Genomic DNA, 26,453 nt, shown 5'->3' with positions numbered 1-26,453 from the left:
ACTGGGTCGGTGCCGATAACGTGCTGTAACCACCCGATGCGGTGGCGCAAACCATGGGGTTTGCACGATTTTCTGGCTGCTCCCGTCGGGAGGGGCCAAACAAGCAGGTGACCAAGCTGGGGAACGCTGATGGCTTACTCATATACTGAGAAAAAACGTATCCGCAAGGACTTTAGCAAGTTGCCGGACGTCATGGATGTGCCGTACCTCCTGGCCATCCAGCTGGATTCGTATCGTGAATTCTTGCAAGCGGGAGCGACTAAAGATCAGTTCCGCGACGTGGGCCTGCATGCGGCCTTCAAATCCGTTTTCCCGATCATCAGCTACTCCGGCAATGCTGCGCTGGAGTACGTCGGTTATCGCCTGGGCGAACCGGCATTTGATGTCAAAGAATGCGTATTGCGCGGTGTAACTTACGCCGTACCTTTGCGGGTAAAAGTGCGCCTGATCATTTTCGACAAAGAGTCGTCGAACAAAGCGATCAAGGACATCAAAGAGCAAGAAGTCTACATGGGTGAAATTCCCCTGATGACTGAAAACGGTACCTTCGTAATCAACGGTACCGAGCGTGTAATCGTTTCCCAGCTGCACCGTTCCCCGGGCGTGTTCTTCGACCACGACCGTGGCAAGACGCACAGCTCCGGTAAACTGCTGTACTCCGCGCGCATCATTCCTTACCGCGGTTCGTGGCTGGACTTCGAGTTCGACCCGAAAGACTGCGTATTCGTGCGTATCGACCGTCGTCGCAAGCTGCCTGCCTCGGTACTGCTGCGCGCGCTGGGCTATACCACTGAAGAAGTGCTGGACGCGTTCTATACCACCAACGTATTCCACGTGAAGGGCGAGACCCTGAGCCTGGAGCTGGTGCCTCAGCGCCTGCGCGGTGAAATCGCTGTCCTCGATATTCTGGATGACAAAGGCAAGGTTATTGTCGAGCAGGGTCGTCGTATCACCGCTCGCCACATCAACCAGCTGGAAAAAGCCGGGATCAAAGAGCTGGATGTGCCTCTGGACTACGTCCTGGGTCGTACAACCGCCAAGGTCATCGTGCATCCGGCAACCGGCGAAATCCTGGCAGAGTGCAACACCGAGCTGAACACCGAGATCCTGGCCAAAATCGCCAAGGCTCAGGTTGTTCGCATCGAAACTCTGTACACCAACGATATCGACTGCGGTCCGTTCGTCTCCGACACTCTGAAGATCGACTCCACCAGCAACCAACTGGAAGCGCTGGTCGAGATCTATCGCATGATGCGTCCTGGCGAGCCGCCAACCAAAGACGCTGCCGAGACCCTGTTCAACAACCTGTTCTTCAGCCCTGAGCGCTATGATCTGTCTGCGGTCGGCCGGATGAAGTTCAACCGCCGTATCGGTCGTACCGAGATCGAAGGTTCGGGCGTGCTGTGCAAGGAAGACATCGTCGCGGTACTGAAGACCCTGGTCGACATCCGCAACGGTAAAGGCATCGTCGATGACATCGACCACCTGGGTAACCGTCGTGTTCGCTGCGTAGGCGAAATGGCCGAGAACCAGTTCCGCGTTGGCCTGGTACGTGTTGAGCGTGCGGTCAAAGAGCGTCTGTCGATGGCTGAAAGCGAAGGCCTGATGCCGCAAGACCTGATCAACGCCAAGCCAGTGGCTGCGGCGGTGAAAGAGTTCTTCGGTTCCAGCCAGCTGTCGCAGTTCATGGACCAGAACAACCCGCTGTCCGAGATCACCCACAAGCGTCGTGTTTCTGCACTCGGCCCTGGTGGTCTGACGCGTGAGCGTGCTGGCTTTGAAGTGCGTGACGTACACCCGACTCACTACGGTCGTGTATGCCCGATTGAAACGCCGGAAGGTCCGAACATCGGTTTGATCAACTCCCTGGCCGCTTATGCGCGCACCAACCAGTACGGCTTCCTGGAAAGCCCGTACCGTGTGGTGAAAGACGCTCTGGTCACCGACGAGATCGTGTTCCTGTCCGCCATCGAAGAAGCCGATCACGTGATCGCTCAGGCCTCGGCCACGATGAACGACAAGAAAGTCCTGATCGACGAGCTGGTAGCTGTTCGTCACTTGAACGAATTCACCGTCAAGGCGCCGGAAGACGTCACCTTGATGGACGTATCGCCGAAGCAGGTAGTTTCGGTTGCTGCGTCGCTGATTCCGTTCCTCGAGCACGACGACGCCAACCGTGCGTTGATGGGTTCGAACATGCAGCGTCAAGCTGTACCAACCCTGCGCGCTGACAAGCCGCTGGTAGGTACCGGCATGGAGCGTAACGTAGCCCGTGACTCCGGCGTTTGCGTCGTGGCTCGTCGTGGCGGCGTGATCGACTCCGTCGACGCCAGCCGTATCGTGGTTCGTGTTGCCGATGACGAAGTTGAAACCGGTGAAGCCGGTGTCGACATCTACAACCTGACCAAATACACCCGCTCCAACCAGAACACCTGCATCAACCAGCGTCCGCTGGTGCGTAAGGGTGATCGGGTTCAGCGTAGCGACATCATGGCCGACGGCCCGTCCACCGACATGGGTGAACTGGCACTGGGTCAGAACATGCGCATCGCGTTCATGGCATGGAACGGCTTCAACTTCGAAGACTCCATCTGCCTGTCCGAGCGTGTTGTTCAGGAAGACCGCTTCACCACGATCCACATCCAGGAACTGACCTGTGTGGCCCGTGACACCAAGCTTGGCCCAGAGGAAATCACTGCCGACATCCCGAACGTGGGTGAAGCGGCTCTGAACAAGCTGGACGAAGCCGGTATCGTTTACGTAGGTGCTGAAGTTGGCGCAGGCGACATCCTGGTCGGTAAGGTCACTCCGAAAGGCGAGACCCAGCTGACTCCTGAAGAAAAACTGCTGCGTGCGATCTTCGGTGAAAAAGCCAGCGACGTTAAAGACACTTCCCTGCGTGTACCTACCGGTACCAAAGGTACTGTCATCGACGTACAGGTCTTCACCCGCGACGGCGTTGAGCGTGATGCTCGTGCCCTGTCGATCGAGAAGTCCCAGCTGGACGAGATCCGCAAGGACCTGAACGAAGAGTTCCGTATCGTTGAAGGTGCTACTTTCGAACGTCTGCGTTCCGCTCTGGTCGGCCACAAAGCCGAAGGCGGCGCCGGTCTGAAGAAAGGCCAGGACATCACCGACGAAGTTCTCGACGGTCTTGAGCACGGCCAGTGGTTCAAACTGCGCATGGCTGAAGATGCTCTGAACGAGCAGCTCGAGAAGGCTCAGGCCTACATCGTTGATCGTCGCCGTCTGCTGGACGACAAGTTCGAAGACAAGAAGCGCAAACTGCAGCAGGGCGATGACCTGGCTCCAGGCGTGCTGAAGATCGTCAAGGTTTACCTGGCAATCCGTCGTCGCATCCAGCCGGGCGACAAGATGGCCGGTCGTCACGGTAACAAGGGTGTGGTCTCCGTGATCATGCCGGTTGAAGACATGCCGCACGATGCCAATGGCACCCCGGTAGACGTCGTCCTCAACCCGTTGGGCGTACCTTCGCGTATGAACGTCGGTCAGATCCTTGAAACCCACCTGGGCCTCGCGGCCAAAGGTCTGGGCGAGAAGATCAACCGCATGATTGAAGAGCAGCGCAAAGTTGCCGAGCTGCGCAAGTTCCTGCACGAGATCTACAACGAGATCGGCGGTCGTCAGGAAAGCCTCGATGACTTCTCGGACCAGGAAATCCTGGATCTGGCTCAAAACCTGCGTGGCGGCGTTCCAATGGCCACTCCAGTGTTCGACGGCGCCAAGGAAAGCGAAATCAAGGCCATGCTGAAACTGGCGGACCTGCCAGAAAGCGGTCAGATGCAGCTGACCGACGGCCGTACCGGCAACAAGTTCGAGCGTCCGGTTACCGTTGGCTACATGTACATGCTGAAGCTGAACCACTTGGTAGACGACAAGATGCACGCTCGTTCTACCGGTTCGTACAGCCTGGTTACTCAGCAACCGCTGGGTGGTAAGGCGCAGTTCGGTGGTCAGCGTTTCGGGGAGATGGAGGTCTGGGCACTGGAAGCATACGGTGCCGCTTACACTCTGCAAGAAATGCTCACAGTGAAGTCGGACGATGTGAACGGCCGTACCAAGATGTACAAAAACATCGTGGATGGCGATCACCGTATGGAGCCGGGCATGCCCGAGTCCTTCAACGTGTTGATCAAGGAAATTCGTTCCCTCGGCATCGATATCGATCTGGAAACCGAATAACACGTGACGCGAATCGAGAGCGGGGCAGGATTGCCCGCTCTCTGCTCCGCCAGGAGGAAAGGCCTTGAAAGACCTACTGAATTTGCTGAAAAACCAGGGTCAAGTCGAAGAGTTCGACGCCATCCGTATCGGATTGGCATCGCCTGAGATGATCCGCTCGTGGTCGTTCGGTGAAGTTAAAAAGCCGGAAACCATCAACTACCGTACGTTCAAACCTGAGCGTGACGGCCTGTTCTGCGCCAAGATCTTTGGCCCGGTAAAGGATTACGAGTGCCTGTGCGGTAAGTACAAGCGCTTGAAGCACCGTGGTGTGATCTGCGAGAAGTGCGGCGTTGAAGTCGCGCTGGCAAAAGTTCGTCGTGAGCGCATGGCGCACATCGAACTGGCCTCGCCAGTTGCCCACATCTGGTTCCTGAAATCGCTGCCGTCCCGTATCGGCTTGCTGATGGACATGACCCTGCGTGATATCGAACGCGTTCTCTACTTCGAGAGCTACGTCGTTATCGATCCAGGCATGACCACCCTTGAAAAAGGTCAGCTGCTCAACGACGAGCAGTACTTCGAAGCGCTGGAAGAGTTCGGCGACGATTTCGATGCCCGCATGGGTGCCGAAGCTGTCCGCGAACTGCTGCACGCTATCGACCTGGAACACGAGATTGGCCGCCTGCGTGAAGAAATTCCGCAAACCAACTCCGAAACCAAAATCAAGAAGCTGTCCAAGCGTCTGAAGTTGATGGAAGCCTTCCAGGGTTCCGGCAACCTGCCAGAGTGGATGGTGCTGACCGTTCTGCCGGTTCTGCCGCCAGATCTGCGTCCACTGGTCCCGCTGGATGGCGGTCGCTTCGCGACTTCCGACCTCAACGATCTGTATCGTCGAGTGATCAACCGTAACAACCGCTTGAAGCGCCTGCTTGATCTGTCCGCTCCGGACATCATCGTGCGCAACGAAAAGCGTATGTTGCAGGAAGCTGTCGACGCACTGCTCGACAACGGTCGTCGTGGCCGCGCTATCACCGGTTCCAACAAGCGTCCTCTGAAATCCCTGGCTGACATGATCAAGGGTAAGCAGGGTCGTTTCCGTCAGAACTTGCTCGGTAAGCGTGTTGACTACTCCGGCCGTTCGGTAATTACCGTAGGTCCGACCCTGCGCCTGCACCAGTGCGGTCTGCCGAAGAAAATGGCTCTCGAGCTGTTCAAACCGTTCATTTTCGGCAAGCTTGAAATGCGTGGTCTCGCTACCACCATCAAGGCTGCCAAGAAGATGGTCGAGCGCGAGCTGCCGGAAGTCTGGGACGTTCTCGCTGAAGTGATTCGCGAACACCCGGTTCTTCTCAACCGTGCACCGACCCTTCACCGTCTGGGTATCCAGGCGTTTGAACCGGTACTGATCGAAGGTAAGGCTATCCAGCTGCACCCTCTGGTCTGCGCCGCGTACAACGCCGACTTCGACGGCGACCAAATGGCCGTGCACGTACCGCTGACGCTGGAAGCCCAGCTCGAAGCGCGTGCGTTGATGATGTCGACCAACAACATTCTGTCGCCAGCCAACGGTGAGCCAATCATCGTTCCGTCGCAGGACGTTGTATTGGGTCTGTACTACATGACGCGTGAAGCGATCAACGCCAAGGGCGAAGGTCGTGTGTTCGCGGATCTGCAGGAAGTTGACCGTGTGTTCCGTGCCGGCGAAGCCGCACTGCACGCCAAGGTTAAAGTCCGGATCAACGAAACCGTCAACGACCGTGATGGCGGCAGCGTGAGCAATACCCGTATCGTTGACACCACTGTCGGCCGTGCTCTGTTGTTCCAGGTTGTGCCAAAAGGTCTGTCGTACGACGTCGTCAACCTGCCGATGAAGAAAAAGGCGATCTCCAAGCTGATCAACCAGTGCTACCGCGTGGTTGGTTTGAAAGAGACCGTTATTTTCGCTGACCAGTTGATGTACACCGGTTTTGCTTACTCGACCATTTCCGGCGTTTCCATCGGTGTTAACGACTTCGTTATCCCGGATGAGAAAGCCCGCATCATCGCGGCTGCAACCGATGAAGTGAAAGAGATCGAAAGTCAGTACGCCTCGGGCCTGGTAACTCAGGGCGAGAAGTACAACAAAGTAATCGACCTTTGGTCGAAAGCTAACGACGAAGTCTCCAAGGCAATGATGTCGAACCTCTCGAAAGAGAAGGTTATCGACCGTCACGGCAACGAAGTTGAGCAAGAATCGTTCAACTCGATGTACATGATGGCCGACTCCGGTGCTCGAGGTTCTGCTGCGCAGATCCGTCAGCTGGCCGGTATGCGTGGTCTGATGGCCAAGCCGGACGGCTCCATCATCGAAACGCCGATTACTGCGAACTTCCGTGAAGGTTTGAGCGTACTTCAGTACTTCATCTCCACTCACGGTGCTCGTAAGGGTCTTGCGGATACTGCGTTGAAAACCGCTAACTCCGGTTACTTGACGCGTCGTCTGGTAGACGTTGCGCAGGATCTGGTTGTGACCGAAGTTGACTGCGGGACCGAACACGGTCTGCTGATGACTCCGCACATTGAAGGCGGTGACGTTGTAGAGCCGCTGGGTGAGCGCGTATTGGGTCGTGTTATCGCCCGTGACGTATTCAAGCCGGGTACCGAGGACGTCATCGTTCCTGCCGGCACCCTGGTAGACGAGAAGTGGGTCGAGTTCATCGAGCTCAACAGCATCGACGAAGTGATCGTGCGTTCGCCGATCAGCTGCGAAACCCGCTTCGGTATTTGCGCCAAGTGCTACGGTCGCGATCTGGCTCGTGGTCACCAGGTGAACATCGGTGAAGCGGTCGGCGTTATCGCTGCCCAGTCCATCGGTGAGCCGGGTACCCAGCTGACGATGCGTACGTTCCACATCGGTGGTGCGGCAAGCCGGACCTCCGCTGCGGACAGCGTCCAGGTGAAGAATGGCGGTACTGTTCGTCTGCACAATTTGAAGCACGTGGAACGAGTGGATGGTTGCCTGGTTGCCGTGTCCCGTTCCGGTGAGCTGGCCATCGCGGATGACTTCGGTCGTGAGCGTGAGCGTTACAAGCTGCCGTACGGTGCCGTGATTTCGGTTAAAGAAGGTGACAAGGTCGAAGCTGGCGCCATCGTGGCCAAGTGGGATCCGCACACTCACCCGATCGTTACCGAAATGAAAGGTACCGTGACCTACGTGGGCATGGAAGAAGGCATCACGATCAAGCGTCAGACTGACGAATTGACCGGTATGACCAACATTGAAGTACTTGATGCCAAAGATCGCCCAGCTGCCGGTAAGGACATCCGTCCTGCCGTGAAGATGGTCGACGACAACGGCAAGGATCTGTTGCTGCCAGGTACTGACGTTATCGCTCAGTACTTCCTGCCAGCCAACGCCCTGGTCGGTGTAGCGGACGGTGCGAAGATCGCGATCGGTGATGTTATCGCTCGTATCCCGCAAGAGACTTCGAAAACTCGCGACATCACCGGTGGTCTGCCGCGTGTTGCCGACTTGTTCGAAGCCCGTCGTCCGAAAGAAGCGTCGATTCTGGCTGAAGTCAGCGGCACCATCGCGTTCGGTAAAGAGACCAAAGGCAAGCGCCGTCTGGTCATCACCCCGAACGACGGTACCGACCCGTATGAAGAGCTGATTCCGAAGTGGCGTCACCTGAACGTCTTCGAAGGCGAACAGGTAAACCGCGGCGAAGTTATCTCCGACGGTCCGAGCGATCCACACGACATCCTGCGTCTGCTGGGTGTGAGTGCGCTGGCCAAGTACATCGTTAACGAGATCCAGGACGTTTACCGTCTGCAAGGCGTGAAGATCAACGACAAGCACATCGAGACCATCCTGCGTCAGATGCTGCGTAAAGTTGAGATCGCTGAATCCGGCGATTCCAGTTTCATCAAGGGCGACCAGATGGAATTGACTCACGTTCTGGTAGAGAACGAGCGTCTGAGCGGCGAAGACAAGTTTGTCTCCAAGTTCACTCGCGTTCTGCTGGGTATCACCAAGGCGTCGTTGTCCACCGAATCGTTCATCTCGGCGGCTTCCTTCCAGGAAACCACTCGCGTACTGACCGAAGCGGCGGTAACCGGCAAGCGCGATTACCTGCGCGGCCTGAAAGAAAACGTGGTCGTGGGTCGTCTGATCCCGGCCGGTACCGGTCTGGCTTATCACAGCGAGCGTAAGCGCCGCCGTGATGCAGACAAGCCGTTGCGCGTAAGCGCCAGTGAAGTGGAAGCTGCACTGACCGAAGCGCTGAACTCGAGCGGTAACTGAGTTCTGCGGTAAATGAGTGTGAGGCCCTGGTCACTCCGTTCATCGAATCGAGACAATTTGTCGAGATTGGATGAGCGGGGAGGGCGGGGCCTTGCCTTGACTGGGGACAAGATCCTCTTTAGACTCTTGTACCCCTAAATTTGGCGGGAACTCGTTCCTGCCATTTTGCTTTTCTTGCAAGACAATAGCGTCGCAAGACAACAGTGGAGCTAGTAGATGGCAACTATCAACCAGCTGGTACGTCAGCCGCGTAAGCGTATCGTCGAGAAATCCGACGTGCCTGCGCTGCAGAACTGCCCGCAACGCCGTGGCGTGTGCACCCGTGTGTACACCACCACGCCGAAAAAACCTAACTCGGCACTGCGTAAAGTATGCCGTGTGCGCCTGACCAACGGTTTCGAGGTTTCCTCGTACATCGGCGGTGAAGGCCACAACCTGCAAGAGCACAGCGTGGTACTGATCCGCGGCGGTCGTGTAAAAGACTTGCCAGGTGTTCGTTACCACACCGTTCGCGGTTCGTTGGATACTTCCGGTGTTAAAGGTCGTAACCAGGGTCGTTCGAAGTACGGTACCAAGCGTCCGAAATAATCGGCCGTTTTGCAGTTTTTCATTTTATTGAGTCGATAAGAGTAAGGTCGGGCACGCATCCACAGGAGCTGTCCCGGGCTAACCTGAAGACCGTTTGAGGGCTTATCAATGCCAAGACGTCGCGTAGCAGCCAAGCGTGAGATTCTGGACGATCCGAAATACGGAAGCCAAATCCTCGCCAAATTCATGAACCACGTAATGGAAAGCGGCAAGAAAGCCGTTGCCGAGCGTATCGTTTATGGTGCCCTGGATACCGTGAAGGCTCGTAAGGCCGGCACCGATCCCCTGGAACTCTTCGAAAAAGCACTCGACGCCATCGCTCCGCTGGTCGAAGTGAAGTCGCGCCGCGTTGGTGGTGCTACTTACCAGGTTCCGGTCGAGGTTCGTCCTTCCCGTCGTAACGCTCTGGCAATGCGCTGGTTGGTAGACTACGCCCGCAAGCGCGGCGAGAAGTCTATGGCTCTGCGTTTGGCTGGCGAACTGTTGGACGCTGCCGAAGGTAAAGGTGCTGCAGTTAAGAAGCGTGAAGACGTTCACCGTATGGCTGAAGCCAACAAGGCTTTCTCGCACTACCGCTTCTAATTTTAGCGTCACTCATTTTGCGAGGGCTTTATGGCTCGTACAACACCGATTAATCGCTACCGTAACATTGGTATCGTTGCACACGTGGATGCTGGTAAAACCACCACCACTGAGCGCGTCCTTTTTTACACTGGCAAAAGTCACAAAATGGGCGAGGTGCATGACGGCGCCGCGACCACAGACTGGATGGTGCAGGAGCAGGAGCGTGGTATTACCATTACTTCTGCTGCCATTACCGCCTTCTGGCAGGGTTCTGCGAAGCAGCACAAGGACCAGTACCGTTTCAACGTCATCGATACCCCGGGCCACGTAGACTTCACTATTGAAGTTGAGCGTTCCCTGCGCGTACTCGACGGCGCGGTCGTTGTGTTCTGTGGTACTTCCGGCGTTGAGCCTCAGTCCGAAACCGTATGGCGTCAAGCCAACAAGTACGGTGTTCCACGTATCGTTTACGTGAACAAGATGGACCGTGCCGGTGCGAACTTCCTGCGTGTGATCGCTCAGATCAAGCAGCGTCTGGGTCACACTCCGGTGCCTATCCAGTTGGCTATCGGTTCCGAAGACAACTTCCAGGGTCAGATCGATCTGATGACCATGGAAGCGGTTTACTGGAACGATGCCGACAAGGGCATGACCCCTCGTCGTGAAGCCATCCCTGCTGAACTGCAGGAACTGGCTGAAGAGTGGCGCAACAACATGGTTGAGGCTGCGGCCGAAGCCAGCGAAGAGCTGATGAACAAGTACCTTGAAGGTGAAGAGCTCACCATCGAGGAAATCAAGGGTGCTCTGCGTCAGCGTACTATCGCTGGTGAGATCGTTCTGGCTGTTTGCGGTTCTTCCTTCAAGAACAAGGGTGTTCCCCTGGTTCTCGACGCCGTTATCGACTACCTGCCGGCTCCAACCGACATTCCTGCCATCAAGGGTACCGACCCTGATGACGAGGAAAAGCAAATGGAGCGTCATGCAGACGACAACGAGCCGTTCTCGGCTCTGGCGTTCAAGATCGCTACCGACCCATTCGTGGGTACCTTGACTTTCGTCCGTGTTTACTCGGGCGTGTTGGCCTCCGGCGACGGCGTGATCAACTCGGTCAAAGGCAAGAAAGAGCGCGTGGGCCGTATGGTGCAGATGCACGCAAACGCCCGTGAAGAGATCAAGGAAGTACGCGCTGGTGACATCGCGGCCTTGATCGGCATGAAGGACGTCACCACTGGTGAAACCTTGTGCAACGCTGACAAGCCAATCATCCTGGTTCGCATGGACTTCCCGGAGCCGGTTATTTCGGTTGCCGTTGAGCCTAAGACCAAGGATGACCAGGAAAAAATGGGTATCGCTCTGGGCAAACTTGCTCAGGAAGACCCGTCTTTCCGCGTCAAGACTGATGAAGAGACTGGTCAAACGATCATCTCTGGCATGGGCGAGTTGCACCTGGACATCCTGGTTGACCGGATGCGCCGTGAGTTCAACGTCGAAGCCAACATCGGCAAGCCTCAGGTTTCGTATCGTGAGCGCATCACGAAGAATTGCGAAATCGAAGGCAAGTTCGTTCGTCAGTCCGGTGGTCGTGGCCAGTTCGGCCATTGCTGGATCCGTTTTGCTCCTGCTGACGAAGGTCAGGAAGGTCTGCAATTCGTGAACGAAGTAGTGGGTGGTGTGGTTCCTAAGGAATACATCCCGGCTATCCAGAAGGGTATCGAAGAGCAGATGAAGAACGGCGTTGTTGCCGGCTATCCGCTGATCGGCCTGAAGGCTACCGTGTTTGATGGTTCTTACCACGACGTCGACTCGAACGAGATGGCGTTTAAGGTGGCTGCTTCCATGGCGACCAAGCAACTGGCCCAGAAGGGTGGTGGTGAGTTGCTCGAGCCGATCATGGCGGTAGAGGTTGTTACGCCTGAAGACTATATGGGTGACGTGATGGGCGACCTTAACCGTCGTCGCGGCATGATTCTGGGTATGGAAGACACGGTCTCCGGCAAGGTGATCCGTGCTGAAGTTCCGTTGGGCGAGATGTTCGGTTATGCGACCGACGTTCGTTCGATGTCCCAGGGTCGCGCAAGCTACTCTATGGAATTCAAAAAATACAATACAGCTCCGTCGCACATCGTCGAAACTGTAACCAAAAAACAAGGCTGATTCAGTCCTTTAGGCAAGGAGTTAATTGTCGTGGCTAAAGAAAAATTTGATCGTTCCCTACCGCACGTCAACGTTGGCACCATCGGTCACGTTGACCACGGTAAAACCACTCTGACCGCAGCTCTGACTCGCGTTTGCTCCGAAGTTTTCGGTTCTGCAATCGTTGATTTCGATAAAATCGACAGCGCGCCAGAAGAAAAAGCTCGTGGTATCACCATCAACACCGCTCACGTTGAGTACAACTCGGCCATTCGTCACTACGCTCACGTTGACTGCCCAGGTCACGCTGACTACGTGAAGAACATGATCACCGGTGCTGCCCAGATGGACGGCGCGATCCTGGTTTGCTCGGCCGCTGATGGTCCGATGCCACAAACCCGTGAACACATCCTGCTGTCCCGTCAGGTAGGCGTTCCGTACATCGTGGTTTTCCTGAATAAGGCTGACCTGGTAGACGACGCTGAGCTGCTGGAACTGGTCGAGATGGAAGTTCGCGACCTGCTGTCCACCTACGACTTCCCGGGCGATGACACTCCAATCATCATCGGTTCGGCTCGTATGGCGCTGGAAGGCAAAGACGACAACGAAATGGGTACTACCGCTGTTAAGAAGCTGGTAGAGACTCTGGACAGCTACATCCCAGAACCAGTTCGTATGATCGACAAGCCATTCCTGATGCCAATCGAAGACGTATTCTCGATCTCGGGTCGTGGTACTGTTGTGACTGGTCGTATCGAGCGCGGTATCGTTCGCGTTCAAGATGCGCTGGAAATCGTTGGTCTGCGTGACACTACCACCACCACCTGCACCGGTGTTGAAATGTTCCGCAAGCTGCTCGACGAAGGTCGTGCTGGCGAGAACTGCGGCGTTCTGCTGCGTGGTACCAAGCGTGACGACGTTGAGCGTGGCCAGGTTCTGGTTAAGCCAGGTTCGGTTAAGCCGCACACCAAGTTCACCGCAGAAGTTTACGTTCTGAGCAAGGAAGAAGGCGGTCGTCACACTCCGTTCTTCAAAGGCTACCGTCCACAGTTCTACTTCCGTACTACTGACGTGACTGGTAACTGCCAGCTGCCAGAAGGCGTTGAAATGGTAATGCCAGGTGATAACATCCAGATGGAAGTTACCCTGATCAAGACCATCGCGATGGAAGACGGCCTGCGTTTCGCTATCCGTGAAGGCGGTCGTACCGTCGGCGCTGGCGTCGTAGCCAAAATCATCGAGTAAGCATCTCCTTTGAGATAGCTTCGATGCTTTGAAAAGCCCCCGCTCAGCGGGGGCTTTTTTATTGGGTTGACACCTATCTGGGGCGTCTATAGAATTGCGCCTCCTTTTAACGGGCGTATTGCGCTCGCTGGGAATAGCAGCCGGAGTCTGAAATCCAATGCAAAATCAGCAAATCCGTATCAGGTTGAAGGCTTTTGACCATCGCCTGATCGACCAATCCACCCAGGAAATCGTGGAAACCGCGAAACGTACTGGTGCACAAGTGCGTGGTCCAATTCCACTGCCTACCCGTAAAGAGCGGTTCACCGTTCTGGTCTCCCCGCACGTCAACAAAGACGCGCGTGACCAGTACGAGATCCGTACTCATAAGCGCGTACTGGACATCGTCCAGCCAACGGATAAAACCGTTGATGCACTTATGAAGCTTGATCTGGCGGCCGGTGTGGAAGTACAGATCAGCCTCGGCTAAGACTCGGTCTTAGTCGTGTAACGCTCTGAAATGGGCGGCCATAGCGGGTGAAAGCCCCGTACACTCATGAGGTTTACAACATGACTATTGGTGTAGTCGGTCGTAAATGCGGTATGACCCGTATTTTCACCGAAGAAGGTGTCTCCATTCCGGTCACGGTCATTGAGATCGAGCCGAATCGCGTCACCCAGTTCAAAACTGAAGAGACCGATGGCTATCGTGCAGTGCAAGTCACTGTCGGCGAGCGTCGTGCTTCGCGTGTAACAGCAGCTCAGGCTGGCCACTTCGCTAAAGCGAACGTTGCCGCTGGTCGTACCGTAATGGAATTCCGCCTTGAAGAAGGCGAGTACCAGGCCGGCGATCTGATCAACGCTGAAATCTTCGCCGCTGGTCAACTGGTTGATGTAACCGGTCAGTCCAAGGGTAAAGGCTTCCAGGGTACGATCAAGCGTTGGAATTTCCGCGGGCAAGATAACACCCACGGTAACTCCGTATCCCACCGCGTTCCAGGCTCTATCGGCCAGTGCCAGACTCCTGGTCGTGTATTCAAGGGCAAAAAAATGTCCGGTCATATGGGCGCTGAGCGCGTGACCGTGCAGTCCCTCGAAGTAGTGCGCGTGGACGCTGAACGCAATCTGTTGTTGGTCAAGGGCGCTGTTCCTGGCGCTACTGGCGGCAACTTGGTTGTACGTCCAGCAGCCAAGGCTCGCGGTTAAGGGGAAGCTGACATGCAATTAAATGTAAATGACGCTCAAGCGATCGAAGTTTCCGAACTGACATTTGGCGGCGAATTCAACGAGACGCTGGTTCACCAAGCAGTCGTAGCCTACATGGCTGGCGGTCGTCAGGGTTCCAAGCAGCAAAAGACCCGTTCCGACGTTCGTGGTGGCGGTAAGCGCCCATGGCGTCAGAAAGGTACTGGCCGTGCTCGTGCCGGTACTATCCGTAGCCCAATCTGGCGTGGCGGCGGTACCACTTTCGCAGCTCGTCCTCAGGATCACTCCCAGAAGCTGAACAAGAAGATGTATCGCGCAGCAATGCGTTCCATCCTTGCTGAGCTGGTGCGTACTGATCGTCTGGTCGTGGTTCAGGATTTCGCCGTTGAAACGCCGAAAACCAAAGACCTGCTGGGCAAGCTGAACAACATGAGCCTGACCGACGTTCTGATCGTGTCCGACGCTGTTGATCAGAACCTGTACCTGGCTGCTCGTAACCTGCCACACGTAGATGTACGTGACGTGCAAGGTTCCGATCCAGTTAGTCTGATCGCATACGACAAGGTGTTGATCACCGTGTCGGCCGTGAAGAAATTCGAGGAGCTGCTGGGATGAACCAGGAACGCGTATTTAAAGTTCTGCTTGGCCCGCACGTTTCCGAGAAGGCTACGGTTCTGGCAGACAAGAAAGGCCAGTTCGTTTTCAAGGTTGCTACCGACGCAACCAAGCTGGAAATCAAGAAGGCCGTCGAAAGCCTGTTCAGCGTGAAAGTAGAGCGTGTTACTACCTTGAATGTTCTGGGTAAGAGCAAGCGCACTGCTCGCGGTCTGGGCAAGCGTAATGACTGGAAGAAGGCAGTTATCTCCCTTCAGCCAGGCCAAGATCTCGATTTCAGCAGCAGTGCTGAGTAAGGAAGGGGTGCATCATGGCAATCGTTAAATGCAAACCGACTTCCCCTGGCCGCCGTTTTGTGGTCAAGGTGGTCAACCAGGAGCTGCATAAAGGCGCTCCTCACGCACCGCTGCTCGAGAAGAAATCGAAGACTGGTGGTCGTAACAACAATGGCCGTATTACCACTCGTCACATCGGTGGTGGTCATAAGCAGCATTATCGTCTGGTCGACTTCCGTCGCAACGACAAAGATGGCATCTCTGCCACTGTCGAGCGTATCGAATACGATCCAAACCGTACTGCTCACATCGCTCTGCTGCTGTACGCAGATGGCGAGCGTCGCTACATCATCGCCCCTAAAGGCGTGAGCGCTGGCGACCAGCTGATCGCAGGTGCCCTGGCACCGATCAAGCCGGGCAACGCTCTGCAACTGCGCAACATTCCAGTTGGTAGCACCGTACACGGCATCGAATTGAAGCCAGGTAAAGGCGCTCAGATCGCTCGTTCCGCTGGTGCTTCGGCTCAGCTGATCGCTCGTGAAGGCGTGTACGTTACCCTGCGTCTGCGTTCCGGTGAAATGCGTAAAGTCCTGGCTGAATGCCGTGCGACCCTGGGCGAAGTCTCGAACTCCGAGCACAGCCTGCGTTCGCTGGGTAAAGCTGGTGCCAAACGCTGGCGTGGCGTTCGCCCAACCGTTCGTGGTGTTGCCATGAACCCGGTTGACCACCCACATGGTGGTGGTGAAGGTCGTACCTCTGGTGGTCGTCATCCGGTATCGCCATGGGGCTTCCCGACTAAGGGCGCGAAGACTCGTGGTAATAAGCGTACCGACAAAATGATCGTCCGTCGTCGCAAGTAAATAGAGGGATACGACAGTGCCACGTTCTCTGAAAAAAGGTCCTTTTATCGATCTTCACCTACTGAAGAAGATCGAAGTGGCGGCGGAAAAGAACGATCGCAAACCGGTGAAAACCTGGTCGCGTCGTTCGATGATCCTGCCACAAATGGTCGGTTTGACCATCGCAGTACACAACGGTCGTCAGCACGTCCCAGTTCTCGTGAACGAAGACATGGTCGGCCACAAACTGGGCGAGTTCGCCGGTACCCGCACTTATCGCGGGCACGTGGCAGACAAGAAAGCCAAGCGTTAAGGGGTTAGGAAATGGAAGTAGCCGCTAAGTTGTCGGGCGCTCGAATCTCCGCCCAGAAAGCCCGCTTGGTCGCCGACCAGATCCGCGGGAAGAAGGTGGGCGAAGCGCTCAACCTGTTGGCTTTCAGTAGTAAGAAAGCCGCCGAGATCATGAAGAAAGTGCTGGAGTCGGCCGTAGCCAACGCCGAGCATAACGAAGGCGCAGACGTTGATGACCTGAAGGTCAGCACCGTTTTCGTCAACGAAGGGCGTTCGCTGAAGCGCATCATGCCACGTGCCAAAGGCCGTGCTGATCGCATCGTCAAGCGGTCTTGCCATATCACTGTCAAGGTTGCTGACAAGTAACGGAGTCGAAGAGATGGGTCAGAAAGTACATCCCATTGGCATTCGCCTGGGAATCGTCAAGGAGCACACCTCCGTCTGGTACGCAGACGGTCGGACTTATGCGGACTATTTGCTCGCAGATCTGAAGGTGCGTGAGTATCTCCAAGACAAACTAAAAAGCGCGTCCGTAAGCCGTATCGATATCCATCGTCCGGCCCAAACTGCACGTATCACCATCCACACCGCTCGTCCAGGTATCGTTATCGGGAAGAAGGGTGAGGATGTTGAGAAACTGCGTCAGGACCTGACCAAGCAAATGGGTGTGCCTGTGCACATCAATATCGAAGAGATCCGCAAGCCGGAGCTCGACGGTATGCTGGTTGCGCAGAGCGTAGCTCAGCAGCTGGAGCGTCGCGTAATGTTCCGTCGCGCTATGAAGCGCGCTGTACAGAACGCCATGCGCATTGGTGCCAAAGGCATCAAAATCCAAGTGAGCGGTCGTCTCGGCGGTGCTGAAATCGCACGTACTGAATGGTATCGCGAAGGTCGTGTGCCATTGCACACCCTGCGTGCCGACATCGACTATGCCAACTACGAAGCTCACACCACTTACGGTGTGATCGGTGTAAAGGTTTGGATCTTCAAAGGCGAAGTAATTGGTGGTCGCCAAGAAGAACTGAAACCACAAGCACCAGCGCCTCGTAAAAAAGCTGCTAAGTAAGGGGTACGCCAAATGTTGCAACCAAAGCGTACGAAGTTCCGCAAGCAGATGACAGGCCACAACCGTGGTCTGGCTCAGCGCGGTAGCAAAGTCAGCTTCGGCGAGTTCGCGCTGAAGTCTGTAGCTCGTGGTCGTCTCACCGCTCGTCAGATCGAGTCAGCGCGTCGTGCACTGACCCGTCACGTTAAACGTGGCGGCAAGATCTGGATCCGTGTATTCCCGGACAAGCCGATCTCCAAAAAACCTCTCGAGGTTCGGATGGGTAAAGGTAAGGGTAACGTCGAATACTGGGTAGCCCAGATTCAGCCAGGCAAAGTCCTGTATGAAATCGAGGGTGTAACTGAAGAGCTGGCGCGTGAGGCTTTTGCCCTGGCTGCTGCAAAGCTGCCGCTCGCCACCGCCTTTGTTAAACGGACGGTGATGTGATGAAAGCGAATGAACTTCGTGAAAAATCCGCACAGCAGCTGAACGAGCAACTGCTCGGCTTGCTGCGCGACCAGTTCAATCTGCGTATGCAGAAAGCAACTGGCCAGTTGGGGCAGTCTCATCTGCTCTCGCAAGTTAAGCGTGACATCGCTCGCGTGAAGACTGTGCTCAACCAGCAGGCAGGTAAGTAATCATGGCTGAAGCCGAAAAAACTGTCCGTACGCTGACTGGCCGTGTTGTCAGCGACAAGATGGACAAAACCATCACCGTTCTGATCGAGCGTCGCGTTAAGCACCCGATCTACGGTAAATACGTTAAGCGTTCGACTAAGCTGCACGCGCACGACGAAACCAATCAGTGCCACATCGGCGACAAAGTCACTATTCGTGAAACTCGTCCTTTGGCCAAGACCAAGTCTTGGGCGCTGGTTGATGTTCTCGAACGCGCTGTGGAAGTCTAAGGACTAGGGGTCGGAGAAATTATATGATTCAGACTCAATCCATGCTCGATGTGGCCGATAACAGCGGCGCTCGCCGTGTTATGTGCATCAAGGTGCTGGGTGGCTCCCATCGTCGTTACGCTGGTATCGGTGACATAATCAAAGTTACCGTGAAGGAAGCAATTCCTCGCGGTAAAGTGAAAAAAGGCCAAGTGATGACTGCTGTTGTAGTCCGCACTCGTCACGGCGTACGTCGTGCTGATGGCTCCATTATCCGCTTTGATGGCAACGCTGCTGTTCTTCTGAACAACAAGCAAGAGCCGATCGGCACCCGTATCTTTGGGCCAGTGACCCGTGAACTTCGTACTGAGAAGTTCATGAAGATCGTCTCGCTCGCCCCAGAAGTGCTGTAAGGAGATCCGACATGCAAAAGATTCGTCGTGACGACGAGATCATCGTGATCGCCGGCAAAGACAAAGGTAAGCGCGGTAAGGTGCTTAAGGTTCTCGCTAACAACCGTCTGGTTATTGGTGGTCTGAACCTGGTCAAGCGTCATACCAAGCCTAACCCGATGTCGGGCGTGCAGGGCGGTATCGTCGAAAAAGAAGCTCCACTGGATGCTTCTAACGTCGCCATTTTCAACGGCGAAACCAACAAGGCTGACCGCGTTGGTTTCAAAGTAGAAGACGGCAAGAAAATTCGTGTCTTCAAGTCGACCCAAAAAGCGGTTGATGCTTGAACACTGCTAGGTAGATGAGACCATGGCACGACTAAAAGAGATTTACCGGAAGGAAATTGCTCCGAAACTTAAGGAAGAACTTAAGCTTTCGAACGTGATGGAAGTTCCGCGCGTTACCAAAATCACCCTGAACATGGGTCTGGGCGAAGCGATCGGCGACAAAAAAGTCATCGAGCACGCTGTTGCTGACCTGGAAAAGATCACCGGCCAGAAAGTCGTTGTGACCTACGCTCGCAAATCCATCGCTGGCTTTAAAGTCCGTGAAGGTTGGCCGATCGGCGTCAAAGTGACCCTGCGCCGTGAGCGTATGTACGAGTTCCTGGATCGTCTGCTGTCGATCTCCCTGCCTCGGGTTCGCGACTTCCGCGGCCTGAATGCCAAGTCCTTCGATGGTCGTGGCAACTACAGCATGGGCGTGAAAGAGCAGATCATCTTCCCGGAAATCGACTACGACAAGATCGATGCTCTCCGCGGTCTGGACATCACCCTGACCACCACTGCCAAGAACGATGATGAAGGCCGCGCTCTGCTGCGTGCGTTCAAATTCCCGTTCCGCAACTGATTGGAGTAGGACCATGGCCAAGATGAGCATGAAAAACCGCGAGCTGAAGCGTCAGCTCACGGTTGCCAAGTACGCCAAGAAGCGTGCAGCACTGAAAGCTATCATCGTTGATCTGAACGCAAGTCCAGAAGCGCGTTGGGAAGCTACAGTAGCCCTGCAGAAGCAGCCACGTGACGCAAGCGCTTCGCGCATGCGTAACCGCTGCCGCCTGACCGGTCGTCCACACGGCGTTTACCGCAAGTTCGGCCTCGGCCGTAACAAGCTGCGTGAAGCTGCCATGCGTGGTGACGTACCGGGTCTGGTTAAAGCCAGCTGGTAAGTACTGTCAAAGTCTCGGTGTCCAGGATCGCAAGATCCTGACCGCCGGTGGCCTTGAATCTGGATCAAGCCCCTTTTGGGGCTTGATTCATTTCTGGGGTGTGTCTAGAATACCCGGCTCGCCTGAGCCCGTGTTTTTCATGCTCGGAGATTCTCGGCGACACGTAATAGCCGCAAGGCTAATTTTTTTGTATTAGGAGCGTCTAGCCCATGAGTATGCAGGACCCGTTAGCGGACATGCTAACTCGTATCCGTAATGCCCAGATGGCTGAAAAGTCCGTCGTAAGCATGCCATCTTCCACGTTGAAGGTAGCTGTTGCCAAAGTCCTGAAGGACGAAGGTTACATTGCGGGTTATCAGATCAGCAGCGAAATCAAACCACTGCTGTCCATCGAGCTGAAGTACTTCGAAGGCCGTCCGGTTATCGAAGAAGTGAAGCGCGTTAGCCGTCCAGGCCTGCGTCAGTACAAGTCCGTCGATGATCTGCCAAAAGTTCGTGGCGGTCTCGGTGTGTCTATCGTCTCCACCAACAAAGGTGTGATGACGGATCGTGCTGCGCGCGCTGCCGGTGTCGGCGGCGAAGTTCTTTGCACTGTGTTCTAAGGGGGGATAAGCATGTCTCGCGTCGCTAAGAACCCCGTTAAGCTGCCAGCCGGTGTCGAAGTAAAATTCGCAGGCCAGCAGCTTTCGGTGAAGGGTGCCAAGGGTACTCTTGAACTGAACATCCATTCGTCCGTTGAGATCGTTGAAGAAGCTGGTGAGCTGCGTTTCGCTGCTCGCAATGGCGATCAACAAACTCGCGCAATGGCCGGTACCACGCGTGCGTTGGTAAACAACATGGTCCAAGGCGTAAGCCAAGGCTTCGAGCGCAAGCTCCAGCTGGTCGGTGTTGGTTACAAGGCGCAAGCAAAAGGCACGGTTTTGAACCTGGCCCTTGGCTTCTCGCACCCAGTGGATTACGAACTGCCGGAAGGCATCACCGCTGAGACTCCTAGCCAGACCGATATCCTGATCAAGGGCATCGATAAGCAGCTGGTAGGTCAAGTGGCCGCTGAGATCCGCGACTTCCGTCCACCAGAGCCGTACAAAGGCAAAGGTGTGCGCTACGCGGACGAAGTCGTCCGTCGTAAAGAAGCCAAGAAGAAGTAGGGCATAGCAAATGACCGACAAAAAAGTTACTCGACTGCGTCGCGCTCGCAAAGCACGCCTGAAAATGCACGAACTCGAAGTCGTGCGTCTCTGCGTGTTCCGCTCGTCGCAGCACATCTACGCCCAGGTCATCTCGGCCGACGGCAACAAAGTCCTGGCAAGCGCCTCGACTTTGGATAAAGAACTGCGTGATGGTGCCACCGGCAACATCGACGCGGCCACAAAGGTTGGCCAGCTGGTCGCTACGCGTGCTAAGGCCGCTGGCGTCTCGCAAGTGGCTTTCGACCGCTCTGGCTTCAAGTACCACGGCCGCGTTAAAGCGCTGGCTGATGCTGCTCGTGAAGCTGGGCTGGAGTTCTAAGTTATGTCAAATAACGACCAAAAGCGCGACGAAGGCTACATTGAGAAGCTGGTTCAAGTTAACCGCGTAGCCAAAACCGTTAAAGGCGGCCGTATCTTCACTTTCACCGCGTTGACCGTGGTTGGTGATGGTAAAGGGCGTGTTGGCTTCGGCCGTGGCAAGTCGCGTGAAGTGCCTGCTGCGATCCAGAAGGCAATGGAAGCTGCTCGCCGCAACATGATTCAAGTTGACCTGAACGGCACTACTCTGCAGTACGCAATGAAGTCCGCTCACGGCGCTTCGAAGGTGTACATGCAGCCTGCTTCTGAAGGTACCGGTATCATCGCTGGCGGCGCTATGCGTGCTGTCCTCGAAGTTGCTGGCGTTCAGAACGTTCTGGCCAAGTGCTACGGCTCGACTAACCCGGTAAACGTGGTTCACGCCACTTTCAAGGGTTTGAAAGCAATGCAGTCTCCTGAATCCATTGCCGCCAAGCGTGGCAAAAGCGTCAAGGAGATCTTCTGATCATGGCTACCGTAAAAGTAACGCTGATCAAAAGCATGACCGGCCGCATCCCTAACCACAAACTGTGCGTTAAGGGTCTGGGTCTGCGTCGCATCGGTCACACTGTAGAAGTCCAGGATACTCCCGAGAATCGCGGGATGATCAACAAGGCTTACTACATGCTGCGTGTCGAGGGTTAATCGATGAAACTCAATGATCTGAGTCCAGCGCCGGGTTCCCGTCGCGAAAAGCATCGTCCGGGCCGTGGTATCGGTAGCGGTTTGGGTAAGACTGGTGGCCGTGGTCACAAAGGTCAGACCTCCCGCTCCGGTGGCACCATTGCTCCAGGCTTTGAAGGCGGTCAACAGCCGCTGCATCGTCGCCTGCCGAAGTTCGGTTTCGTTTCCCTGAAGGCCATGGATCGCGCAGAAGTGCGTCTGTCCGAGCTGGCTAAAGTGGAAGGCGACATCGTCACCGTGCAGTCCCTGAAAGATGCCAACGTGATCAACGTCAACGTACAGCGTGTGAAAATCATGCTGTCCGGTGAAGTGACTCGCGCTGTCACTATCGGCAAGGGAATCGGCGCCACCAAAGGTGCGCGTGCGGCTATCGAAGCAGCTGGCGGCAAGTTCGAGGAATAAATGGCTAAGCAAGGTGCTCTCTCTGCGCTCGGCAAAGGCGGTATGTCTGAACTCTGGGCTCGTCTGCGTTTTCTGTTCCTGGCGATTATCGTCTACCGAATAGGCGCACACATCCCGGTTCCAGGTATCAACCCGGACCGACTCGCGGACCTGTTTCGACAGAATGAGGGGACCATTCTTAGCTTGTTCAACATGTTTTCCGGCGGCGCGCTGGAACGGATGAGCATCTTTGCACTGGGGATCATGCCGTACATCTCGGCATCGATCATCATGCAACTGATGACCGCCGTCAGCCCGCAGCTGGAGCAGTTGAAGAAGGAAGGTGAAGCTGGCCGTCGCAAGATCAGCCAGTACACCCGCTACGGCACTGTCGTCCTCGCTCTCGTCCAGGCCATTGGCATGTCCATTGGTCTGGCGGGGCAGGGCGTTGCGTTCACTGGTGACTTTGGCTTCCATTTCGTCGCGGTATCCACGTTTGTGGCTGGTGCGATGTTCATGATGTGGCTGGGTGAGCAGATTACTGAGCGTGGTGTTGGCAACGGTATCTCGATGTTGATTTTTTCGGGTATCGTCGCCGGTCTTCCGAGAGCGATCGGGCAGTCTTTCGAGTCTGCACGTCAGGGTGATATCAACATCTTCGCCTTGGTTGCCATCGGTTTGCTGGCAGTAGCGATTATCGGTTTCGTGGTGTTCATTGAGCGTGGTCAGCGTCGTATTGCTGTTCACTACGCCAAGCGTCAGCAGGGCCGCAAGGTCTTCGCTGCGCAGACCAGCCACTTGCCGCTGAAGGTGAACATGGCCGGTGTTATTCCGGCTATTTTCGCGAGCAGCATTTTGCTGTTCCCGGCTTCGTTGGGTGCCTGGTTCGGTCAGTCTGAAGGTATGGGCTGGTTGCAGGACATCTCGCAGTCGATCGCTCCTGGTCAGCCGTTGAATATTCTGCTGTTTAGTGCAGGGATTATTTTCTTCTGCTTCTTCTATACGGCGTTGATGTTCAATCCGAAAGACGTAGCGGAAAACCTGAAGAAGTCCGGTGCCTTTATTCCGGGCATCCGTCCAGGTGAGCAGTCTGCGCGCTACATTGATGGCGTTCTGACTCGCTTGACCATGTTCGGTGCTCTTTACATGACGGCCGTCTGCCTGTTGCCCCAGTTCCTGGTGGTTGCAGCCAACGTACCGTTCTACCTTGGCGGGACCTCGTTGCTGATCGTCGTCGTGGTTGTGATGGACTTCATGTCCCAAGTACAATCGCACCTCGTTTCGCACCAGTACGAATCCCTGATGAAGAAAGCCAACCTGAAGGGTTACGGCAGCGGCATGCTGCGCTGACCCATAAGGTTCGAGGAGTTGGTGATGAAAGTTCGTGCATCGGTGAAAAAGCTGTGCCGTAACTGCAAGATTATTCGCCGCGAAGGTGTTGTTCGAGTAATTTGCAGCGCGGAACCGCGTCACAAACAGCGCCAAGGCTGAGTGTGATTGTGCTTCAAGCCCGGCAGCTAGTGCGCTGCCGGGTTGATTATTTGTTATTACAGCGATATTATCTCGCGCCCTATTTCTTGGCTTCCGGGGCGTAGGTAGCTGTCAATTGGAGTCCCACTGAATGGCCCGTATTGCAGGCGTTAACATTCCAGATAACAAGCATACTGTTATCTCGCTGACCTACATCTATGGTGTTGGTCGCACTACTGCACAGAAAATTTGTGCAGAGACTGGGGTAAACCCAGCAGCAAAGATCAAAGATCTGAGCGACGAGCAAATTGAACAGCTGCGTGGCGAAGTGGCGAAGTTCACCACTGAAGGTGACCTGCGTCGCGAAATCAACATGAAAATCAAGCGCTTGATGGACCTCGGTTGCTATCGCGGTCTGCGTCATCGTCGCGGTCTTCCAGTACGCGGTCAGCGTACCAAGACCAACGCGCGTACCCGTAAAGGTCCGCGTAAGCCGATCCGCAAGTAATCGCCCCAGCGAATCGACAGGAATTTAATCATGGCAAAACCTGCTGCTCGTCCTCGTAAAAAAGTTAAAAAGACAGTGGTTGATGGCATCGCCCACATCCATGCATCTTTTAACAACACCATCGTGACCATCACCGACCGTCAAGGTAACGCTCTTTCCTGGGCTACCTCCGGTGGTTCGGGTTTCCGCGGTTCCCGCAAGTCCACCCCGTTTGCTGCTCAAGTAGCTGCTGAACGTGCTGGTCAAGCTGCGCTGGAATACGGCCTGAAAAACCTCGACGTCAACGTCAAAGGTCCAGGTCCAGGTCGTGAATCCGCAGTCCGCGCTTTGAACGGCTGTGGCTACAAGATCGCCAGCATCACCGACGTGACGCCAATCCCGCACAACGGGTGCCGTCCGCCGAAGAAGCGCCGCGTGTAATCCAGGAGATTGTAAAGAATGGCTCGTTACATTGGTCCAAAATGCAAACTCGCTCGTCGCGAAGGCACCGATCTCTTCCTGAAGAGCGGCGTGCGCGCGATCGAATCGAAGTGCAACATTGAAGCAGCACCTGGTATCCACGGCCAACGCCGCGGTCGCCAGTCCGACTACGGCACCCAACTGCGTGAAAAGCAGAAGGTCCGTCGTATCTACGGCGTTCTCGAGCGTCAATTCAGCGGCTACTACAAAGAAGCTGCTGGCAAGAAAGGTGCAACCGGTGAAAACCTGCTGCAACTGCTCGAATGCCGTCTGGACAACGTTGTATACCGTATGGGCTTTGGTTCGACTCGTGCCGAATCCCGTCAGCTGGTATCGCACAAGTCGATCAGCGTAAACGGTCAGACCGTTAACGTTCCGTCCTACCAGGTTCGTGCTGGTGACGTGGTCGCTGTTCGCGAGAAAGCAAAAAATCAACTTCGCATTGTCCAAGCTCTCGATCTGTGTGCCCAACGTGGCCGCGTAGAATGGGTAGAAGTAGACACTGAGAAGAAGTCGGGCGTTTTCAAGAACGTTCCAGCTCGCAGTGATCTGTCCGCCGACATCAACGAAAGCCTGATTGTCGAGCTCTACTCCAAGTAAGGGCTAGAAAATAGGTGCATCCATGCAGATTTCGGTAAATGAGTTCCTGACACCCCGCCACATTGATGTGCAGGTTGTCAGTCCAACCCGCGCCAAGATCACTCTCGAGCCTCTCGAGCGTGGCTTTGGCCATACCCTGGGCAACGCGCTGCGCCGCATCCTGTTGTCCTCAATGCCCGGCTGTGCAGTAGTCGAGGCCGAGATTGACGGTGTGCTCCACGAGTACAGCGCCATCGAAGGTGTACAGGAAGACGTAATTGAAATCCTGTTGAACCTTAAAGGTCTGGCTATCAAGCTGCACGGTCGTGACGAAGTTACGCTGACCTTGTCGAAGAAGGGTTCGGGGGTGGTTACCGCTGCCGATATTCAGCTGGATCATGATGTCGAGATCGTTAATCCCGATCACGTAATCGCTAACCTGGCGTCTAACGGCGCCCTGAACATGAAGCTCGTAGTAGCTCGTGGTCGTGGTTATGAACCGGCAGATTCGCGTCAGAGCGATGAAGACGAAAGCCGCAGCATCGGTCGCTTGCAGCTTGACTCTTCGTTCAGCCCGGTTCGCCGTATCGCATACGTGGTGGAAAACGCCCGTGTCGAGCAGCGTACTAACCTGGACAAGCTGGTTATTGATCTGGAAACCAACGGTACTCTGGATCCTGAAGAGGCAATTCGCCGCGCTGCAACCATCCTGCAACAGCAGTTGGCTGCGTTCGTCGACCTCAAGGGTGACAGTGAGCCAGTGGTTGTCGAGCAGGAAGACGAGATCGATCCGATCCTGCTTCGCCCGGTTGACGATCTGGAACTGACTGTACGTTCGGCTAACTGCCTTAAGGCGGAAAACATCTACTACATCGGTGACCTGATTCAGCGTACCGAAGTAGAGCTGTTGAAGACTCCGAACCTGGGCAAGAAATCCTTGACTGAAATCAAGGACGTTCTGGCCTCCCGCGGTCTGTCCCTCGGCATGCGCCTCGACAACTGGCCGCCTGCAAGTCTTAAGAAGGACGACAAGGCGACTGCCTGATCGTCGTAATCACCGAACGTAGTGTTT

33 protein-coding genes are annotated in these 26,453 nt (G+C 55.4%); all 33 read left to right on the top strand.

The genetic code is table 11. From position 1 onward, the window contains the following. The first annotated feature begins 129 nt into the window (after positions 1-129). Positions 130-4,203, top strand: a complete 4,074-nt coding sequence (gene rpoB, locus KGA85_RS14830; protein ID WP_108218341.1) for a DNA-directed RNA polymerase subunit beta — start codon at positions 130-132, stop codon at positions 4,201-4,203. 64 nt (positions 4,204-4,267) lie between these two features. Next, on the top strand, positions 4,268-8,467 hold the full coding sequence (gene rpoC, locus KGA85_RS14825; RefSeq protein ID WP_150726866.1) for a DNA-directed RNA polymerase subunit beta': 4,200 nt from the start codon (positions 4,268-4,270) through the stop codon (positions 8,465-8,467). 216 nt (positions 8,468-8,683) lie between these two features. Continuing rightward, the gene (rpsL, locus tag KGA85_RS14820; RefSeq protein WP_003186084.1) at positions 8,684-9,055 is read left to right on the top strand and encodes a 30S ribosomal protein S12; all 372 of its coding nucleotides are present in this window, start codon (positions 8,684-8,686) and stop codon (positions 9,053-9,055) included. Positions 9,056-9,163: 108 nt separating this feature from the next. Next, a complete protein-coding gene (rpsG, locus tag KGA85_RS14815; RefSeq protein WP_007994653.1) occupies positions 9,164-9,637 on the top strand; it encodes a 30S ribosomal protein S7 in 474 nt (157 codons plus the stop codon). Between the two features lie 30 nt (positions 9,638-9,667). Next, positions 9,668-11,773 carry an elongation factor G gene (fusA, locus tag KGA85_RS14810; protein ID WP_007994652.1) on the top strand — a complete coding sequence of 702 codons (2,106 nt, stop codon included), beginning with the start codon at positions 9,668-9,670 and terminating at the stop codon, positions 11,771-11,773. 30 nt (positions 11,774-11,803) lie between these two features. Then, on the top strand, positions 11,804-12,997 hold the full coding sequence (gene tuf / locus KGA85_RS14805; RefSeq protein WP_223453680.1) for an elongation factor Tu: 1,194 nt from the start codon (positions 11,804-11,806) through the stop codon (positions 12,995-12,997). Between the two features lie 157 nt (positions 12,998-13,154). After that, a complete protein-coding gene (gene rpsJ / locus KGA85_RS14800; protein ID WP_003186070.1) occupies positions 13,155-13,466 on the top strand; it encodes a 30S ribosomal protein S10 in 312 nt (103 codons plus the stop codon). 80 nt (positions 13,467-13,546) lie between these two features. Further along, positions 13,547-14,182, top strand: coding sequence for a 50S ribosomal protein L3 (gene rplC, locus KGA85_RS14795; RefSeq protein WP_003186059.1), 636 nt, complete (start codon positions 13,547-13,549; stop codon positions 14,180-14,182). Between the two features lie 12 nt (positions 14,183-14,194). Next, entirely contained in the window at positions 14,195-14,797 is a 603-nt protein-coding gene (gene rplD, locus KGA85_RS14790) for a 50S ribosomal protein L4 (protein ID WP_003228735.1), read from the top strand. Continuing rightward, positions 14,794-15,093 (top strand): 50S ribosomal protein L23, encoded by a 300-nt coding sequence (gene rplW, locus KGA85_RS14785; RefSeq protein ID WP_002555488.1) that lies wholly within the window; start codon positions 14,794-14,796, stop codon positions 15,091-15,093. Before rplD ends, rplW begins: the two co-directional genes overlap by 4 nt. Positions 15,094-15,107: 14 nt before the next feature. Continuing rightward, positions 15,108-15,932, top strand: a complete 825-nt coding sequence (rplB, locus tag KGA85_RS14780) for a 50S ribosomal protein L2 (protein ID WP_003176423.1) — start codon at positions 15,108-15,110, stop codon at positions 15,930-15,932. Between the two features lie 16 nt (positions 15,933-15,948). Continuing rightward, a complete protein-coding gene (gene rpsS, locus KGA85_RS14775) occupies positions 15,949-16,224 on the top strand; it encodes a 30S ribosomal protein S19 (protein WP_002555486.1) in 276 nt (91 codons plus the stop codon). A gap of 11 nt (positions 16,225-16,235) precedes the next feature. After that, the gene (gene rplV, locus KGA85_RS14770) at positions 16,236-16,568 is read left to right on the top strand and encodes a 50S ribosomal protein L22 (RefSeq protein WP_003103908.1); all 333 of its coding nucleotides are present in this window, start codon (positions 16,236-16,238) and stop codon (positions 16,566-16,568) included. A 13-nt stretch (positions 16,569-16,581) separates the two neighbouring features. Continuing rightward, a complete protein-coding gene (gene rpsC, locus KGA85_RS14765) occupies positions 16,582-17,268 on the top strand; it encodes a 30S ribosomal protein S3 (RefSeq protein ID WP_008065719.1) in 687 nt (228 codons plus the stop codon). 12 nt (positions 17,269-17,280) lie between these two features. After that, on the top strand, positions 17,281-17,694 hold the full coding sequence (gene rplP / locus KGA85_RS14760; protein WP_003232424.1) for a 50S ribosomal protein L16: 414 nt from the start codon (positions 17,281-17,283) through the stop codon (positions 17,692-17,694). Continuing rightward, positions 17,694-17,885 (top strand): 50S ribosomal protein L29, encoded by a 192-nt coding sequence (gene rpmC / locus KGA85_RS14755; protein ID WP_002555481.1) that lies wholly within the window; start codon positions 17,694-17,696, stop codon positions 17,883-17,885. Before rplP ends, rpmC begins: the two co-directional genes overlap by 1 nt. A gap of 2 nt (positions 17,886-17,887) precedes the next feature. Beyond that, positions 17,888-18,154: a 30S ribosomal protein S17 gene (rpsQ, locus tag KGA85_RS14750; protein WP_003176419.1), complete on the top strand. Its 267-nt coding sequence runs from the start codon at positions 17,888-17,890 to the stop codon at positions 18,152-18,154. Between the two features lie 23 nt (positions 18,155-18,177). Next, positions 18,178-18,546, top strand: a complete 369-nt coding sequence (gene rplN / locus KGA85_RS14745) for a 50S ribosomal protein L14 (protein WP_002555479.1) — start codon at positions 18,178-18,180, stop codon at positions 18,544-18,546. An 11-nt stretch (positions 18,547-18,557) separates the two neighbouring features. Continuing rightward, positions 18,558-18,872, top strand: coding sequence for a 50S ribosomal protein L24 (rplX, locus tag KGA85_RS14740; protein WP_003176416.1), 315 nt, complete (start codon positions 18,558-18,560; stop codon positions 18,870-18,872). A gap of 22 nt (positions 18,873-18,894) precedes the next feature. After that, positions 18,895-19,434, top strand: coding sequence for a 50S ribosomal protein L5 (gene rplE / locus KGA85_RS14735; RefSeq protein ID WP_003210069.1), 540 nt, complete (start codon positions 18,895-18,897; stop codon positions 19,432-19,434). Between the two features lie 13 nt (positions 19,435-19,447). Next, a complete protein-coding gene (gene rpsN, locus KGA85_RS14730; RefSeq protein WP_003176414.1) occupies positions 19,448-19,753 on the top strand; it encodes a 30S ribosomal protein S14 in 306 nt (101 codons plus the stop codon). Between the two features lie 209 nt (positions 19,754-19,962). Then, complete coding sequence (gene rpsH / locus KGA85_RS14725) at positions 19,963-20,355, top strand: 30S ribosomal protein S8 (protein WP_003186040.1); 393 nt, start codon at positions 19,963-19,965, stop codon at positions 20,353-20,355. A gap of 12 nt (positions 20,356-20,367) precedes the next feature. Continuing rightward, positions 20,368-20,901: a 50S ribosomal protein L6 gene (gene rplF / locus KGA85_RS14720; protein ID WP_003176412.1), complete on the top strand. Its 534-nt coding sequence runs from the start codon at positions 20,368-20,370 to the stop codon at positions 20,899-20,901. Between the two features lie 10 nt (positions 20,902-20,911). Next, complete coding sequence (gene rplR / locus KGA85_RS14715; RefSeq protein WP_003186037.1) at positions 20,912-21,262, top strand: 50S ribosomal protein L18; 351 nt, start codon at positions 20,912-20,914, stop codon at positions 21,260-21,262. Between the two features lie 3 nt (positions 21,263-21,265). Next, a complete protein-coding gene (gene rpsE / locus KGA85_RS14710) occupies positions 21,266-21,766 on the top strand; it encodes a 30S ribosomal protein S5 (protein WP_003186035.1) in 501 nt (166 codons plus the stop codon). A gap of 2 nt (positions 21,767-21,768) precedes the next feature. Then, on the top strand, positions 21,769-21,945 hold the full coding sequence (rpmD, locus tag KGA85_RS14705) for a 50S ribosomal protein L30 (protein ID WP_003176408.1): 177 nt from the start codon (positions 21,769-21,771) through the stop codon (positions 21,943-21,945). Positions 21,946-21,948: 3 nt separating this feature from the next. After that, positions 21,949-22,386 carry a 50S ribosomal protein L15 gene (rplO, locus tag KGA85_RS14700; RefSeq protein WP_003228720.1) on the top strand — a complete coding sequence of 146 codons (438 nt, stop codon included), beginning with the start codon at positions 21,949-21,951 and terminating at the stop codon, positions 22,384-22,386. Then, on the top strand, positions 22,387-23,715 hold the full coding sequence (gene secY, locus KGA85_RS14695) for a preprotein translocase subunit SecY (protein WP_003228718.1): 1,329 nt from the start codon (positions 22,387-22,389) through the stop codon (positions 23,713-23,715). A gap of 24 nt (positions 23,716-23,739) precedes the next feature. Then, on the top strand, positions 23,740-23,856 hold the full coding sequence (gene rpmJ, locus KGA85_RS14690; RefSeq protein ID WP_002555468.1) for a 50S ribosomal protein L36: 117 nt from the start codon (positions 23,740-23,742) through the stop codon (positions 23,854-23,856). Between the two features lie 130 nt (positions 23,857-23,986). Further along, on the top strand, positions 23,987-24,343 hold the full coding sequence (gene rpsM, locus KGA85_RS14685; protein ID WP_009045849.1) for a 30S ribosomal protein S13: 357 nt from the start codon (positions 23,987-23,989) through the stop codon (positions 24,341-24,343). A gap of 30 nt (positions 24,344-24,373) precedes the next feature. Then, complete coding sequence (gene rpsK / locus KGA85_RS14680) at positions 24,374-24,763, top strand: 30S ribosomal protein S11 (RefSeq protein ID WP_002555466.1); 390 nt, start codon at positions 24,374-24,376, stop codon at positions 24,761-24,763. An 18-nt stretch (positions 24,764-24,781) separates the two neighbouring features. Next, a complete protein-coding gene (rpsD, locus tag KGA85_RS14675) occupies positions 24,782-25,402 on the top strand; it encodes a 30S ribosomal protein S4 (RefSeq protein WP_003176404.1) in 621 nt (206 codons plus the stop codon). Between the two features lie 22 nt (positions 25,403-25,424). After that, positions 25,425-26,426: a DNA-directed RNA polymerase subunit alpha gene (locus KGA85_RS14670; protein WP_007970428.1), complete on the top strand. Its 1,002-nt coding sequence runs from the start codon at positions 25,425-25,427 to the stop codon at positions 26,424-26,426. The last annotated feature ends 27 nt before the right edge of the window (positions 26,427-26,453 follow it).

Origin of the sequence: Pseudomonas sp. GL-B-12, assembly GCF_019955895.1 — a bacterium.
GTDB lineage: Bacteria > Pseudomonadota > Gammaproteobacteria > Pseudomonadales > Pseudomonadaceae > Aquipseudomonas.
The sequence above is the reverse complement of the archived record's forward strand: the minus strand, read 5'-3'. Positions and strand labels throughout refer to the sequence as shown.

Excerpts from the sequence above, each read along its gene's own strand:
- rpoB (WP_108218341.1), top strand. The coding sequence starts at position 130 with ATGGCTTACTCATATACTGAGAAAAAACGTATCCGCAAGGACTTTAGC.
- rpsL (WP_003186084.1), top strand. The coding sequence starts at position 8,684 with ATGGCAACTATCAACCAGCTGGTACGTCAGCCGCGTAAGCGTATCGTC.
- rpsG (WP_007994653.1), top strand. The coding sequence starts at position 9,164 with ATGCCAAGACGTCGCGTAGCAGCCAAGCGTGAGATTCTGGACGATCCG.
- fusA (WP_007994652.1), top strand. The coding sequence starts at position 9,668 with ATGGCTCGTACAACACCGATTAATCGCTACCGTAACATTGGTATCGTT.
- rpsJ (WP_003186070.1), top strand. The coding sequence starts at position 13,155 with ATGCAAAATCAGCAAATCCGTATCAGGTTGAAGGCTTTTGACCATCGC.
- rplC (WP_003186059.1), top strand. The coding sequence starts at position 13,547 with ATGACTATTGGTGTAGTCGGTCGTAAATGCGGTATGACCCGTATTTTC.
- rplD (WP_003228735.1), top strand. The coding sequence starts at position 14,195 with ATGCAATTAAATGTAAATGACGCTCAAGCGATCGAAGTTTCCGAACTG.
- rplW (WP_002555488.1), top strand. The coding sequence starts at position 14,794 with ATGAACCAGGAACGCGTATTTAAAGTTCTGCTTGGCCCGCACGTTTCC.
- rplB (WP_003176423.1), top strand. The coding sequence starts at position 15,108 with ATGGCAATCGTTAAATGCAAACCGACTTCCCCTGGCCGCCGTTTTGTG.
- rplV (WP_003103908.1), top strand. The coding sequence starts at position 16,236 with ATGGAAGTAGCCGCTAAGTTGTCGGGCGCTCGAATCTCCGCCCAGAAA.
- rpsC (WP_008065719.1), top strand. The coding sequence starts at position 16,582 with ATGGGTCAGAAAGTACATCCCATTGGCATTCGCCTGGGAATCGTCAAG.
- rplP (WP_003232424.1), top strand. The coding sequence starts at position 17,281 with ATGTTGCAACCAAAGCGTACGAAGTTCCGCAAGCAGATGACAGGCCAC.
- rpmC (WP_002555481.1), top strand. The coding sequence starts at position 17,694 with ATGAAAGCGAATGAACTTCGTGAAAAATCCGCACAGCAGCTGAACGAG.
- rpsQ (WP_003176419.1), top strand. The coding sequence starts at position 17,888 with ATGGCTGAAGCCGAAAAAACTGTCCGTACGCTGACTGGCCGTGTTGTC.
- rplN (WP_002555479.1), top strand. The coding sequence starts at position 18,178 with ATGATTCAGACTCAATCCATGCTCGATGTGGCCGATAACAGCGGCGCT.
- rplX (WP_003176416.1), top strand. The coding sequence starts at position 18,558 with ATGCAAAAGATTCGTCGTGACGACGAGATCATCGTGATCGCCGGCAAA.
- rplE (WP_003210069.1), top strand. The coding sequence starts at position 18,895 with ATGGCACGACTAAAAGAGATTTACCGGAAGGAAATTGCTCCGAAACTT.
- rpsN (WP_003176414.1), top strand. The coding sequence starts at position 19,448 with ATGGCCAAGATGAGCATGAAAAACCGCGAGCTGAAGCGTCAGCTCACG.
- rpsH (WP_003186040.1), top strand. The coding sequence starts at position 19,963 with ATGAGTATGCAGGACCCGTTAGCGGACATGCTAACTCGTATCCGTAAT.
- rplF (WP_003176412.1), top strand. The coding sequence starts at position 20,368 with ATGTCTCGCGTCGCTAAGAACCCCGTTAAGCTGCCAGCCGGTGTCGAA.
- rplR (WP_003186037.1), top strand. The coding sequence starts at position 20,912 with ATGACCGACAAAAAAGTTACTCGACTGCGTCGCGCTCGCAAAGCACGC.
- rpsE (WP_003186035.1), top strand. The coding sequence starts at position 21,266 with ATGTCAAATAACGACCAAAAGCGCGACGAAGGCTACATTGAGAAGCTG.
- rpmD (WP_003176408.1), top strand. The coding sequence starts at position 21,769 with ATGGCTACCGTAAAAGTAACGCTGATCAAAAGCATGACCGGCCGCATC.
- rplO (WP_003228720.1), top strand. The coding sequence starts at position 21,949 with ATGAAACTCAATGATCTGAGTCCAGCGCCGGGTTCCCGTCGCGAAAAG.
- secY (WP_003228718.1), top strand. The coding sequence starts at position 22,387 with ATGGCTAAGCAAGGTGCTCTCTCTGCGCTCGGCAAAGGCGGTATGTCT.
- rpmJ (WP_002555468.1), top strand. The coding sequence starts at position 23,740 with ATGAAAGTTCGTGCATCGGTGAAAAAGCTGTGCCGTAACTGCAAGATT.
- rpsM (WP_009045849.1), top strand. The coding sequence starts at position 23,987 with ATGGCCCGTATTGCAGGCGTTAACATTCCAGATAACAAGCATACTGTT.
- rpsK (WP_002555466.1), top strand. The coding sequence starts at position 24,374 with ATGGCAAAACCTGCTGCTCGTCCTCGTAAAAAAGTTAAAAAGACAGTG.
- rpsD (WP_003176404.1), top strand. The coding sequence starts at position 24,782 with ATGGCTCGTTACATTGGTCCAAAATGCAAACTCGCTCGTCGCGAAGGC.
- KGA85_RS14670 (WP_007970428.1), top strand. The coding sequence starts at position 25,425 with ATGCAGATTTCGGTAAATGAGTTCCTGACACCCCGCCACATTGATGTG.